Origin of the sequence: Shewanella sp. UCD-KL21 (assembly GCF_001957135.1) — a bacterium.
In the GTDB taxonomy this organism is placed as follows: Bacteria; Pseudomonadota; Gammaproteobacteria; order Enterobacterales; family Shewanellaceae; genus Shewanella.
In genome coordinates, this window is sequence record NZ_MPHK01000005.1 from 17,269 (window position 1) to 31,633 (window position 14,365).

The following is a 14,365-nucleotide window of genomic DNA, read 5'->3' on the forward strand; positions in this document are numbered from 1 at the left end:
CAAAATGGCTGAATTAAAAGAAGTTTTGGTTCCTAACCTTGATACTGATGCTGTGCAGGTTATTGAGATCTGTGCTGAGATTGGTGAAGTGCTTGAAAAAGAAGCATCAATCATCACAGTTGAAACCGATAAAGCGACTATGGATATTCCAGCACCTTTTGCTGGGAAATTGGTTGAACTGAAAGTGGCTGTGGGCGATAGCGTATCTGAAGGCTCGCTAATTGCGGTGCTGTCTGTTGAAGCGGCTGGTGATGCGCCTGTCGCTGAAGTGGCTGCACCGGTAGCGGCGCCAGTTCAAGCCGCTGCAGCTCAAACCGCGGCTCCAGTAGCAGAAGCGCCAGCCGTTGCTGGTGGCACTGAAATTATTGAAGTGCACGTGCCTGATATTGGCGATGCTGAAAATGTTGATATTATCGAAGTGTTAGTGAGTGTGGGTGAAACCATTGAAGCGGACACTGGGCTTATCACCTTAGAAACTGATAAAGCGACCATGGAAGTGCCAGCACCAACCGCAGGTGTAGTTAAAGAACTTAAAGTGAACGTTGGTGACAAGGTTTCACAAGGCTCTTTAGTGCTGATGCTTGAAGTGGGCACTAGTGCTAGTGCACCTGTTACTGAAACAGTAGCAGCGCCTGCAGCAGCTCCAGCAACATCAGTTGTTGAAGTTAAAGAAGTTGCAGTACCAGATATTGGTGATGCCGCTGATGTTGATGTGATTGAAGTGTTGGTTGCTGTTGGCGATATGCTTGACGTGGATACAGGTTTAATTACCTTAGAAACCGATAAAGCCACCATGGAAGTACCAGCGCCATTTGCCGGAAAACTGGTTGGTTTAACGGTAAATGTTGGCGATAAAGTGTCACAAGGTAGCATTATTGCTACGGTTGAAACTCAGTCTGCCGCATCAGTCGCTGCGCCAGTGCAAGCCGCTCCGGCACCCGCAGCTACTGCAGCAACGCCTGCACCTGTTACCGCTGCGCCAGCAAGTAAGCCGCCTGTGCCGCATCATCCAAGTGCTGGCAGCCAACCTAAAACCGGTGCTGTGCATGCATCACCTGCAGTTCGCCGCTTAGCGCGCGAATTTGGTGCTGATTTAACCCAAGTTAAAGGCTCTGGCCGTAAAGGACGTATTCTGAAAGAAGACGTTCAAGCCTTCATTAAGTATGAACTTAGCCGACCTAAAGCGAGCGCTGCTACAGCGGTTGCTGGTGGCGCGGGTGGTTTGAATGTGATTGCGGCGCCTAAAGTTGATTTCAGTAAGTTTGGTGAAGTGGAAGAAGTGCCATTAAGCCGTATCCAGAAAATCTCTGGACCTAACTTGCATCGTAACTGGGTGACGATTCCACATGTGACGCAATTTGATGAAGCTGATATCACTGAATTAGAAGCATTCCGTAAAGAACAAAATACACTTGCTGCTAAGAAGAAAGCGGATTACAAAATTACTCCGTTAGTATTTATGATGAAAGCCGTGGCGAAAACACTGGCTGAATTCCCAGTGTTTAACTCAAGTTTAAGCCCTGATGGTGAGTCGTTAATCCAGAAGAAATACTTCCATATTGGTGTTGCAGTTGATACGCCAAACGGATTAATGGTGCCAGTGGTTCGTGATGTCGATAAGAAAGGCATTGTAGAGCTTTCTCGTGAGTTAACGGATATTTCAATTCGTGCCCGTGATGGCAAGCTGAAGTCAGCAGACATGCAAGGTAGCTGTTTTACTATCTCTAGTTTAGGTGGCATTGGTGGTACAGCATTTACCCCAATCGTTAACTATCCTGATGTGGCTATTCTTGGGGTGTCAAAATCAGAAATGAAGCCGAAGTGGAATGGCAGTGATTTTGAACCTAAGTTGATGTTGCCACTATCGTTATCATACGATCATCGTGTGATTGATGGGGCAATGGCAGCGAGATTTAGCGTGACATTATCAAGCATTCTTAGCGATATTCGTACGCTAATTTTGTAAACAAAAAGGCTGCTCATAGTGAGCGGCCTTTTTATTCTTATCACTAGGATTGTGATCAGTATCAAACAAAGGGTAAAATGCGGCCACCTTACAAGATTTGACCACATTTTGCAGTTTGGACGGTTTTTCCGCCAACGATAGATAAAATAGAGGAAAACATGAGTAACGAAATCAAAACTCAGGTAGTAGTACTAGGTGCCGGCCCAGCAGGTTATTCAGCAGCTTTCCGCGCTGCAGATTTAGGTCTAGATACTGTGATTGTAGAACGTTTTAGCACCCTTGGTGGTGTTTGTTTGAACGTGGGTTGTATCCCATCGAAAGCACTTTTACACGTATCTAAAGTCATTGAAGAAGCAAAAGCAGTTGCCGATCACGGTGTTGTTTTTGGTGAGCCAAAAATTGATTTAGACAAGTTACGCGGCTTTAAAGAAAAAGTAGTAGGTCAACTGACTGGCGGTTTAGGCGGAATGTCTAAAATGCGTAAAGTTGATGTGGTAAATGGTTTAGGTAAATTCACTAGCCCAAATACAATGGAAGTGACTGCTGAAGATGGCACTGTAACAGTGGTTAACTTTGACAACGCCATTATTGCAGCGGGTTCTCGTCCAATTAAACTGCCATTTATCCCACATGAAGATCCACGTATTTGGGATTCAACTGATGCTTTAGAACTAAAAGAAGTACCTGAAAAGTTATTAGTCATGGGCGGCGGTATTATCGGCCTAGAAATGGGTACAGTTTATTCTTCTTTAGGTAGTCAAATTGACGTGGTTGAAATGTTCGACCAAGTTATTCCTGCTGCTGATAAAGATATCGTGCGTATCTACACTAAAAAGATTAAGAAGAAGTTTAACTTAATCCTAGAAACTAAAGTGACTGCGGTTGAAGCGAGAGAAGACGGCATTTACGTTTCTATGGAAGGTAAAAAAGCCCCATCTGAGCCAGTTCGTTACGATGCTGTATTGGTTGCTATTGGTCGTACACCAAACGGTAAAGGCCTAGACGCTGAAAAAGCTGGCGTAAATGTTGATGAGCGTGGCTTTATCAATGTTGATAAGCAAATGCGTACTAACGTTGCTAACATCTTCGCTATCGGTGATATCGTTGGTCAACCAATGCTTGCGCACAAAGGTGTGCATGAAGGCCACGTTGCTGCTGAAGTTATTTCAGGTCTTAAGCACTTCTTTGACCCCAAAGTTATTCCTTCAATTGCTTACACAGACCCGGAAGTTGCGTGGGTTGGTCTTACTGAAAAAGAAGCCAAAGAGCAGGGCGTTGCCTATGAAACTGCATCATTCCCATGGGCTGCAAGTGGCCGCGCAATTGCTTCTGATGCAAGTGACGGTATGACTAAGCTCATCTTCGATAAAGAAACTCATCGCGTTATTGGTGGTGCTATCGTTGGTGTTAATGGCGGTGAATTACTAGGCGAAATTGGCTTAGCAATTGAAATGGGTTGTGATGCTGAAGATTTAGCCTTAACTATTCATGCTCACCCAACGTTACATGAGTCTGTCGGTCTTGCGGCTGAAGTTTATGAAGGTTCAATTACTGATTTGCCAAACCCGAAGGCAAAAAAGAAAAAGTAACATGTAGCTATTTGTAGCAATTTGTATTAAAGCACCTTTCGAGGTGCTTTTTTTTGCTCTAAATTTACTTTTAGGTGATATATTCAAATATTGTATTAAATTTAATTGTTTTTGTTGTTGCAGGCATAAAGCCATATAGGTTCACATAGAAGCGCTTAGCATAATAAAATCAATAAAAGAGTAACCCAGTCATAATGATAAAAGGCATTAAATCGTTTCTCACCTTGGTCGTTCTTACCCTTAGTTGCAGCTTTCCAAGCGTGGCTGACGATCTTGTCCAACGTTTATTTAATATCAAAGATGGCCTGGTTAATTACACTATCAATGACATTGCATTTGATGATTATGGCTATGTTTGGCTGGCAACTGAGCAGGGAGTATTTCGTGTTAGCGATACTGTTACCCGCCGCATTGATCAACCTGATAGTGATAATGCATTAGCTGCAGAAAACATTCATCTTATCGCTAAGGTGACTTCTCAGCGCCTTCTAGTCGCTTCTGGCACATCGCTTTACCTCTACGATATTAAACTCAATCGTTTTTCAGATGACATTATTGCCGGCCTCATAACTAGTGATGATTCTGTTGTTGATGAAACACGTCTAGATAATGGTAATTTAATTCTGCTTACCCGTTTAGGGCAGGTGCTTGAGTTTGATGTTAATTCACTGTCAATCTCAGTGCTAACAGCCCAAGAGCTGGATAAGACATTGCAATGGAATAGTGTCAATCAGCTAAGTAATGGCCACTATATTTACTCGTCTGCCTATGAAGTTGTGATAAAAAATCCCGCAGGAAAATTGATCGAACAAATAAAGCGGCCTGTAAATAATTTATTAATCCAAAAAGTATTTATTGATTCAAGTCAGCATATTTGGATATTAACCAATAAAGGCTTATATGAACTTAACCCGCTAAACTATCAGATGAACGCCGTTGTTGGGCTGCCTTATTATATTGAAAAGGTAATCGAAGACGCCCGAGGCAATTTGTGGCTTAGTGCAAAAAGTGGGCTATTTTCATGGGATAGGCAATCATCGAAGCCAATTTCATATAAAGAGCAATTAAAAAATAATGCAGACATTGATTATATCGACGATATTGCTATTGATGAAGATGGTTTAATTTGGCTTGGCGGCGCAGGCGAAGGTTTAGCGTTACTGGCAATAGCTCCTGACTTTTTATTGGAGAGTTTCACTCATTCATCAGCTTATCAAATTGAAGATGACATGATTTGGAGTATTTATGCCGAGCAAGATAAAGTCTGGCTTGGCGGTGATGGCGGCTTAACCATTGTTGATAAATCAGCCAAGACTTCAAAATACCTTATCCCAACAGGCTTTGAAGCGAGAGATTCAATTTACGGTGTTAATGAGCTTGATAATCAGCATATTGTGGTCACAACAACCAGTGGACTGTTTGTTATTAATAAACAAACTGATCAGCAAGTAGATTTTAGCGATTTTGCCGCCTTAAGTGACTCGCTAAAAGGAGAAATATTATTTAATTCCTATGCAGATCCACTGCCAAACGGAAGGGTTTGGTGGGGGGCGACTAATCTGGTTTATTATTGGCAGCCGGGATTAGATGATATCGAAAGTATCTCACTGAAAGATCATATTCCACAAACTCAGTCTGTGCGCATTAGAAGCATGTTCCGTGAAAATCATGATCGTCTATGGATAGGCGGTAGTGGTTTCTTTGGCTATATAGATAGCAATAATAATGCAGTGTCATTAAGTGAAATGTTAGGCGAGAACGTTAAGGATATGACCGTTAATAATATTCTTAACGTTGATGAGAGAACCCTGTGGTTAGGGACTCGCCAAAATGGGGTCATTGTTTTTGATACCCAAACTCATGAGACCCTATCCATGAGTGACTATTGGCATGTTGATTGTCCGACGATTTATTTTATTGAGCAAACTGAAAAAAATAACTTAGTAGGTTGTACGTCAACGTTAATTAGACAAAATAAACAGACAAAAGCCATTGATGCATTTTCTACCAGCGATGGATTTATTGGTAATGAGTTTAATGAGTCAGCAGCTTATTATGACCCTAATGCAGGCTTATATATTGGCGGCCCTAATGGGGCGATGTTAGTTGATATTGATAAGCTTAAGCGCCGGGTCAGTAATGACGGTATCGCCCTAGAGTCCATTGCAATTTACTACGAGGACAATACTGAGTATCACTTGGTACCAGACTCCTTTAATTTAGTGCAGCCAGGAGCTAAATTAATCAGTTTTCAAATAACTACTTTCGACTACGTGGATGAAACACCAATCAGCTTAAAGTATCGCTTGCTTCATGAGCATAATAGCTTAGATAGCCAATATATTTATCTACAAGGCCAAACTCAGATTAATATTGCTGATTTAAAAGCAGGTGAATATACCCTAGAGCTATTACATAAAAAGCATGGGATGTGGGCAAGCAGTCCGTTTCAATTTAGTTTTAAGGTTGAACAATTTTGGTGGGCGTCACAGTGGTTTAAAGCCTTAGTGCTTTTTGTCATTCTGTTTGGGGCATTTACTTCTTTATGGTTTCGCAAAAAACAAATAAACCGTGTTATTGGCATTAATCAGGCATTAAGGGAAAGCGAAGACAAATTACGTCAGTCACTGCGTGGTAGCGACTCAGACTTATGGGAGTGGCAAGCTAGCACTAACCAAATCCAATTTGATAATAAATCGGGCCTGTTGGGTGAGGGAAGAAAGTTATCTTATCTCGTGTCCGATTTACCAATTGTTGCCGCCGATAAAGATAACCTCCAGCAGCAATGGCGAGCTTTGTTAAAGGGCGATAAAGAAACCATTGATATTGAGTTTAGGTATTACCGTGGTGAAGAGGCTATTGGTTGGCTGCGTATCAGAGGCCGTGCAGTCACGCGTAACCAAACCACTGGGCAGTTAGATCAAGTTGCCGGTATTTATACTGAGGTGTCTGAGCAACGTGAGCTTCAAAATGAAATTGACTTGTTTGCCAAGGCATTTGAAAACACCTCAGAAGGCATGTTAATTCTTGATAGTCGTAAGCGGGTAAAATTACTAAATACCGCAGCTGCAACTATCTTTACCACCCAGCATGAAGCGCTTAATGGAAGAGGCTTTGAGTCATTACTGTATGTGGATCATGGCTCCAAAAATATCGATGATTTATTGCAAAATAGCCGCTCATGGAATGGCGAGTTAAGCTTTAAACGGGCGAGCAATGAGCATTTTCCTGTTTGGGTTAATATCTCTAAAATGTCTGATAAGCGCGATATCTCACAGCATTATGTGGTGGTCTTTTCAGATATCACCCAGCGTAAAAAATACGAGTCTAATTTACAGCATTTAGCCAATAATGATGCGTTAACCGGGCTGGCTAATCGAGCGATGTTTAATCGCCGCTTGCAAAAAATTATCCAGCAAGCTCACCGCAGTAATGAAAAACTGGCATTGTTGTTTTTAGATTTAGATCGTTTTAAGCACGTCAATGACTCTTATGGCCATAGTATGGGCGATGCGTTACTTGTTGAAGCGGCGAAACGATTACAACATAGCGTTGAGGCTGAACACTTGGTTTGCCGTTTTGGTGGCGATGAGTTTGTTATCTTAATCAGAAATGCTAATTCAATCGACCAAATAAACCTCATCGCGGAGACGATTTTAAAAACTATCGAGGCGCCATTTAGGTTATTTGGCCGCGAGTTTTTTGTCTCAACCAGTATTGGTATCAGCATGTGGCCTGAAGATAGCCAAGATGCAGAAACCTTAATAAAAAATGCTGATTTAGCCATGTATCACGCTAAAGAAGAAGGCCGCGGTAACTTCCAATATTATTCGGCTGAGCGTAATGCCGAGGCGCAATATCATTTAAAAATTGAAGCTGACTTACGTAGCGCCATCGAAAATAACGACTTTGAGCTTTATTACCAACCTCAGATAGACATACTCCAAGGTGATAAATTTGTTGGTATGGAAGCGCTGATCCGCTGGCATCACCCGGTTGAAGGTTTTATTCGCCCTGATATCTTTATCAAGGTGGCTGAATCTTGTGGCTTGATTATTGATATTGATCGCTGGGTGTTGCGCCAAGCCTGTATTGATGGGGCAAGATGGCATGCTCTTTACGACCAGCCTTTTCAGCTGTCAGTCAATGTGTCTGCGGTGCAGTTTAGGCAGGTGGATTTTATTGATAACTTAAAAGCGACCTTAGCCGATACTGGTATGCCAGCAACATGCCTTGCTATCGAAATTACTGAAGGCGTGTTAATGAAAGAGCTGCAGGTGGCGAGATCGCATTTAACCCAGCTTAAGCAGCTTGGTATTGAGGTGGCCATCGATGATTTTGGCACCGGTTATTCATCACTGGCGTATTTAAGAAGCTTTGAGGTGAATACCTTAAAAATCGATCGCTCCTTCTTAATTGATATTGCTACTAATGAAGCTGATCAAGCCATTGTGAGCAGTATTATTGAACTGGCAAGAAACCTAAAATTACAGGTAGTCGCCGAAGGGGTAGAGTCACACGCACAAATGGAGCAAGTCTTTAGCCGAGGTTGTTATATCATCCAAGGGTATTTCTTTGCCAAACCTATGCCAAAGGCTGAGCTGGATAAGTTTATCGGGATTGGAAAAAGCTGTAAAAAGTGAAGTTTGCATGGTTAACGGTGGGTTATAAAGGTTTTATTCATGTGAGTTTTTCTCTGCTAGAATGACGCGGTAGATCATTATTAAAGATAGGATGCTTTATATGGGCCGTAAGATTGCACTGCTGTTGCTACTCAGTTTATTTTCACACAACTTAATGGCTAAAGAACGCCAGTCAGTGGGATTAGTATTAAGTGGCGGCGGCGCAAAAGGCGCGGCGCATATTGGGGTGCTTAAGTTATTAGAACAGCACCGTATTCCGGTTGATTATATTACTGGTACCAGTATTGGCTCCTACGTTGGCGGCATGTATGCCTTAGGTTATAGCGCCGCAGAAATCGAACACATTATGCTTAACTCCCCTTGGGCTGATGGCTACTCAGATACCATTCCTCGAGAAGTACTTACTTACCGCGATAAACAACACCGCGACAAATTTAATATCCCCATTAACGTAGGTTATAAAGATGGCGGCTTAGCGGTCCCTAGTGGCTTACTACTTGGCCAAACCATGTCGCAGCTATTACGTTCATCAACTGATGTGGTAGAGCAATTTGGCGATTTTGATGATCTGGCCATTCCTTATCGCGCTGTGGCAACAGATTTAGTTACTAGCCATGCTGTGGTATTAGCCCACGGCAGTATCGTTAAAGCCATGCAAGCCTCTGCAACGGTACCGGGGGCATTACAACCGGCAGAAATAGACGGCAAGCTACTGGTTGATGGTGGCATCTCAAATAACATGCCAGTCGATGTCATTAAAGCTATGGGCGCTGATGTGGTCATAGCCATTGATATTGGCTCACCATTGGCCAGCAAAGAGCAACTTAATGGCACCATTGCTGTGTTGGAGCAGCTTTCAACCATTTTGACCAAAGCCACCACAGAGCATCAAAAAACATTATTAACGGATGATGATGTGCTTATTCGTCCAGCGATTGATGACATGAGCACCACTGACTTTGATATCATGCCAGACGCATTAGCTGCCGGCACACTGGCGGGCGAAGCGGCGCTGCCAATGCTGACACATTTAAGTGTCAGCGCGGAAGAATATCAGGCCTATCAAGACAATAAACAACGCGCCAAATTACTGCTAGTCAATCAAGTAAATCGCCCAGTGATTAAGATTGTATTTGATAATCAATCTAGAGTGAGTGAAAGCCTGTTAGATGAAGAGTTAGCCCTTAAAAAAGGCACAGTGATCACCAAAGAAGCCTTAGACGAGGGCATAAAACGGCTTTATTCCCTTAATAAGTTTCAGCGTGTTGATGCCGAGTTTGAAGACACAGAAGCTGGGCGCATATTAACGGTGACTACCCATGCCAAATCCTGGGGGCCAAATTATTTTGACGCCGGCTTTAACTGGGAAGATGACTTTACCTTAGATTCAGCCATTACCCTTAGTCTGGCTTATACCATGGGTGAACTGACCGATAATGGTGGTGAGTGGCGCAATGAAGTTCAGTTAGGCTACGACAAACGAGTTAGCTCAGAATTTTATCAGCCATTAGACAGAGACCAAGACTTCTACATTCGCTCTAAATACGAATTTGAGATCAAAAACTGGGATTTTTATGATGATAACAACCGAGTCTTTGAACTGAAAAACACACTAAATCAATTGGTATTTGGCGTAGGTTATAACTATTCCCACGCCGGATTAATAGAGGTGGGTGCTGTAGGTGAAATAGGTGACTTAAGTAATAGAGCCGTTTCTACCCAAGATCTTGAATATGACTCTTATGGTGGCTATTTTGCCTTTAGTTTTGACACCTTAAATAGCATTAGTTTTCCAACTGAAGGGCAGCGGTTAACCTTTAAAGCGTCGATTAGAAATGAAACCTATAAAGGCGCGGTTATTAATGACTCTGATGAACTGTCTTGGCAGTTTGAAGCTGACTGGAAAGGCGCACTTAAGCTAGGTAATCATGCCATTGTGGGTAAGGTCGCCTTAGCCACTGTTGATGTTGACCGTGAGTTTACCTTACATGTTGCAGAGCTCGGCGGCTTTTTAAATTTATCAGGTTTCCATAAGGGCGCATTAGCGGGTGCCCATAAAGCATTCGGTGCTTTGATTTATCAATATGATTTAGGCCGAGATTTGTTTTTGAGTGATATCCCTTTGTATATCGGCACCAGTTTCGAAGCGGGTAATGTGTGGGTTAATCGAGATGATATTGATTTCAATGATCTTATTTATGCAGGCAGCGTGTATTTAGGCACTGATACTAGCTGGGGCCCCGCGGCACTTGGCTTCGGCTTTACCGATACCGGTGATCAGTCCCTTTATTTATTCCTAGGTAAAAACTTTTAATTGTTCAGTCTGAAGATAAAAAGCTGCCGTATCTTTAAATAAGGCAGCTTTTTTATGGCAGATGTTAGCAAGACATTAACGCTAGATATTTTCAATCAACGACTTAAGCTGACCTAAATGCGCCAGCTGGTGGTGCGCCACTTGCCAGCGAGACTGACTGGCTAACTCCGCCGCGGGGATCGCCACCGTTTGCATGCTTGCCGCTCTTGCTGCAATTAGGCCATTAAATGAGTCTTCAATTGCCAAGCACTGTGCGGGCTCAATGCCTAAGGCCGTAGCACAATTTAAATACACTTCAGGGTGAGGTTTGCCATATTGCAGCTTTTCGGCAGAGGTGATGGCGTCAAAATAATCCCTAATAGCCAGTTTATTCATTACAGCCGCAATTAAGTCACTGGATGATGAGGTGGCTAAGCCGATTTTTAGCCCTTGCTGCTGACATGCTTGCAATGCTGCCACTACGCCCTGCATCGGCTGGCCTTCAGTTTCAATAAAGTGGATAACCCCATCAATAATTTGTTGGGAAACGGCTTGATTATCATAGTTAGCCCAAGGGTATTTTTGATACCAATAGTGGACCAGAAGATCAATTCTCATGCCGGTGGTTTTTTCTGCATCAGCAAGGGTGATAGGCACGCCAAATTGACTTAATACCGCCACCTCGACTCGTTGCCAAGCGGGCTCGGTATCAATAATGACCCCATCCATATCAAAAATAACCGCGTTAATTTTCATCAATGTCATAATAGTCCTGTTTACTGTTTTGAATATCTAGGCGATAAAGTTGAATAAGCATGCTGGTGGGTGCAAGTGATTAATCATAGCCAAATAACTATGCCTAACAGTCAAAATAATTGCAAAAAAATAGCGATAATTTGCAGAAGTTGACTCGGTTAAGTTTAAATTGTATATATTAGTTAATGCATTGAATTAAATGGTTTTTTATAACGTTTTAAACTATCGTCTAATTTATTTTGTTTAAAGTGAGCAGTAAATTAGCCATCGAACTCAAAATTCAGATGGATTTCGTCTCCGATAGAGTGTGATCTAATTCATACTTTTGCAAACCTGTAGTATACTACGGGTCGGATTTCAAGCCCGAACCTGTGGAATGGTCATTCTCTATATTGAATGACGTTCAGTTTCGCTGTTAGGCGCAATAACAAAGAGGAATGTTGCCGTGCTAGAAGCATATCGTAAACACGTCGCAGAACGTGCTGCAGAGGGTGTTGTCCCTAAGCCATTAGATGCACAACAAGTGGCTGAATTAGTGAAGTTAGTTGAGACGCCGCCTGCTGGTGAAGAGGCCGTAATTCTTGACTTATTAGAGAATCGTATTCCCCCTGGTGTTGATGAAGCTGCCTACGTAAAAGCAGCATTCTTAGATGCAGTGGCTCAAGGCACTGTATCGTCACCCATCCTTTCAGCTGAGCGTGCTACCGAGTTATTAGGTACTATGCAGGGCGGTTACAACATTGAACCGCTTATCGCTCAATTAGATAATGATGCACTTGCGCCAATCGCGGTTACTGCGTTATCAAACACGTTATTGATGTTTGATGCCTACCACGACGTGGTAGAAAAAATGCAAGCTGGTAATGCGTTTGCTAAGCAAGTTGTTGAGTCTTGGGCTGAAGCAGAATGGTTCTTAAACCGTCCTAAATTAGCTGAAAAGATCACCTTGACCGTATTTAAAGTATCAGGTGAGACAAACACAGATGACTTGTCTCCAGCTCCTGATGCATGGTCGCGTCCAGACATCCCATTACATGCTTTAGCTATGCTGAAAAATGCTCGTGACGGTATTGTACCTGATGTTGCTGGCACTGTTGGCCCAGTTAAAGAAATCGAAGCCCTTAAAGGCAAAGGTTACCCGCTCGTTTATGTGGGTGATGTTGTTGGTACCGGTTCTTCACGTAAATCAGCGACTAACTCAGTACTATGGTTCATGGGCGATGATATCCCTTATGCGCCAAACAAGCGTGCTGGTGGTTTCTGTTTAGGTGGTAAAATTGCCCCTATCTTCTTTAACACCATGGAAGATGCAGGCGCACTACCAATCGAGCTTAACGTAGACAAGATGAACATGGGCGATGTTATCGACATCTATCCATACGAAGGCGTCGTTAAGCGCAACGGTAGTGATGAAGTTATCTCTACATTCGAGCTAAAAACCGAGGTACTGCTTGATGAAGTACGTGCTGGTGGCCGTATTCCATTAATCATTGGCCGTGGCTTAACTGACCGTGCCCGTGAAACATTAGGCCTTGCGGCTTCTGAAGTGTTTGTTCGTCCACAAGATGTGGTTGCGACCAACAAAGGCTTTACGCTGGCACAAAAAATGGTCGGTAAAGCATGTGGCGTTAAAGGTATTCGTCCAGGTCAATACTGCGAACCTAAAATGACTTCAGTTGGTTCACAAGACACCACTGGCCCAATGACCCGTGATGAACTGAAAGATTTAGCATGTTTAGGCTTTAGCGCCGATTTAACCATGCAGTCTTTCTGTCACACAGCGGCTTACCCTAAGCCTATCGATGTGAACACTCACCACACCTTACCTGATTTCATCATGAATCGTGGCGGTGTTGCACTGCGTCCAGGTGACGGGGTTATTCACTCTTGGTTAAACCGTATGTTACTGCCTGATACCGTAGGTACTGGTGGTGATTCACATACCCGTTTCCCAATCGGTATTTCATTCCCAGCGGGTTCTGGCCTAGTGGCATTTGCTGCTGCAACTGGCGTCATGCCACTTGATATGCCTGAGTCAATCTTGGTGCGCTTTAAAGGTGAAATGCAACCAGGTATCACATTACGTGACCTTGTTCATTCAATCCCATTAAAAGCCATTGAAATGGGTCTGTTAACGGTTGAGAAGAAAGGCAAAATTAACGCTTTCTCTGGCCGTGTATTAGAAATTGAAGGTCTTGAGCAACTTAAAGTTGAACAAGCATTCGAATTATCTGATGCATCAGCAGAACGTAGTGCTGCAGGTTGTACGATTAAGCTAGATAAAGAGCCAATCATTGAATACCTAAACTCTAACATCGTGATGTTGAAGTGGATGATTTCTGAAGGTTATGGTGACCGCCGTACTATCGAGCGTCGTATTACTGCGATGCAAGAGTGGTTAGCAAACCCAGAGCTAATGGAAGCTGATAAAGATGCTGAATACGCTGAAATTATCGAAATCGATTTGAACGATATCAAAGAGCCAATTCTTTGTGCGCCAAACGATCCAGATGATGCGGTATTACTTTCATCAGTTGCAGAAACAAAAATTGACGAAGTGTTCGTTGGTTCTTGTATGACTAACATTGGTCATTTCCGCGCTACCGGTAAAATGCTAGAGAAGTTTGCCACGACCTTGCCAACTCGTCTTTGGATTGCACCGCCAACTAAGATGGATAAAGATCAGTTAACCGAAGAAGGTTACTACGCGATCTTTGGCCGTGTTGGTGCGCGCATTGAAATCCCGGGTTGTTCACTGTGTATGGGTAACCAAGCACGTGTTGCTGAAGGTGCGACAGTTGTTTCAACGTCAACGCGTAACTTCCCTAACCGTTTAGGTACAGGTGCAGATGTGTACTTAGCATCAGCTGAGTTAGCAGCAGTAGCGGCATTATTAGGCCGTCTACCGTCACCAGCAGAGTATCAACAATACGCTCAAGAATTAGATGCAACCGCAGCTGATACTTACCGTTACTTGAACTTTGATCAAATTGATTCTTACACTAAGAAAGCTGACAGCGTGATTTTTCAAGCTGCGGTTTAATCTTTAAAAAGATGACTGACGTTTAAAAGCGTAAACTGAAAAATGCCAGCGATTAAGCTGGCATTTTTGTATTTG

At 43.0% G+C, this 14,365-nt stretch carries 6 protein-coding genes; 5 read left to right on the forward strand and 1 reads right to left on the reverse strand.

Annotated features, from left to right (window positions below):
* Positions 1-4: 4 nt before the first annotated feature.
* From aceF to BM739_RS06030, 4 genes are all read left to right on the forward strand, one after another.
* Positions 5-1,966, forward strand: coding sequence for a pyruvate dehydrogenase complex dihydrolipoyllysine-residue acetyltransferase (gene aceF / locus BM739_RS06015; RefSeq protein ID WP_076538486.1), 1,962 nt, complete (start codon positions 5-7; stop codon positions 1,964-1,966).
* A 158-nt stretch (positions 1,967-2,124) separates the two neighbouring features.
* A complete protein-coding gene (gene lpdA / locus BM739_RS06020; protein ID WP_076538488.1) occupies positions 2,125-3,555 on the forward strand; it encodes a dihydrolipoyl dehydrogenase in 1,431 nt (476 codons plus the stop codon).
* A 194-nt stretch (positions 3,556-3,749) separates the two neighbouring features.
* Positions 3,750-8,198 (forward strand): EAL domain-containing protein, encoded by a 4,449-nt coding sequence (locus BM739_RS06025; RefSeq protein ID WP_076538490.1) that lies wholly within the window; start codon positions 3,750-3,752, stop codon positions 8,196-8,198.
* 100 nt (positions 8,199-8,298) lie between these two features.
* Complete coding sequence (locus tag BM739_RS06030) at positions 8,299-10,512, forward strand: patatin-like phospholipase family protein (RefSeq protein WP_076538492.1); 2,214 nt, start codon at positions 8,299-8,301, stop codon at positions 10,510-10,512.
* Between the two features lie 81 nt (positions 10,513-10,593).
* On the opposite strand, the gene hxpB is transcribed toward BM739_RS06030, so the two are convergent.
* Entirely contained in the window at positions 10,594-11,256 is a 663-nt protein-coding gene (hxpB, locus tag BM739_RS06035; protein WP_076538494.1) for a hexitol phosphatase HxpB, read from the reverse strand.
* A gap of 436 nt (positions 11,257-11,692) precedes the next feature.
* Here hxpB and acnB point away from each other — a divergent pair, with 436 nt between their 5' ends.
* The gene (acnB, locus tag BM739_RS06040) at positions 11,693-14,290 is read left to right on the forward strand and encodes a bifunctional aconitate hydratase 2/2-methylisocitrate dehydratase (protein WP_076538496.1); all 2,598 of its coding nucleotides are present in this window, start codon (positions 11,693-11,695) and stop codon (positions 14,288-14,290) included.
* The last annotated feature ends 75 nt before the right edge of the window (positions 14,291-14,365 follow it).

Excerpts from the sequence above, each read along its gene's own strand:
- aceF (WP_076538486.1), top strand. The coding sequence starts at position 5 with ATGGCTGAATTAAAAGAAGTTTTGGTTCCTAACCTTGATACTGATGCT.
- lpdA (WP_076538488.1), top strand. The coding sequence starts at position 2,125 with ATGAGTAACGAAATCAAAACTCAGGTAGTAGTACTAGGTGCCGGCCCA.
- BM739_RS06025 (WP_076538490.1), top strand. The coding sequence starts at position 3,750 with ATGATAAAAGGCATTAAATCGTTTCTCACCTTGGTCGTTCTTACCCTT.
- BM739_RS06030 (WP_076538492.1), top strand. The coding sequence starts at position 8,299 with ATGGGCCGTAAGATTGCACTGCTGTTGCTACTCAGTTTATTTTCACAC.
- hxpB (WP_076538494.1), bottom strand. The coding sequence starts at position 11,256 with ATGACATTGATGAAAATTAACGCGGTTATTTTTGATATGGATGGGGTC.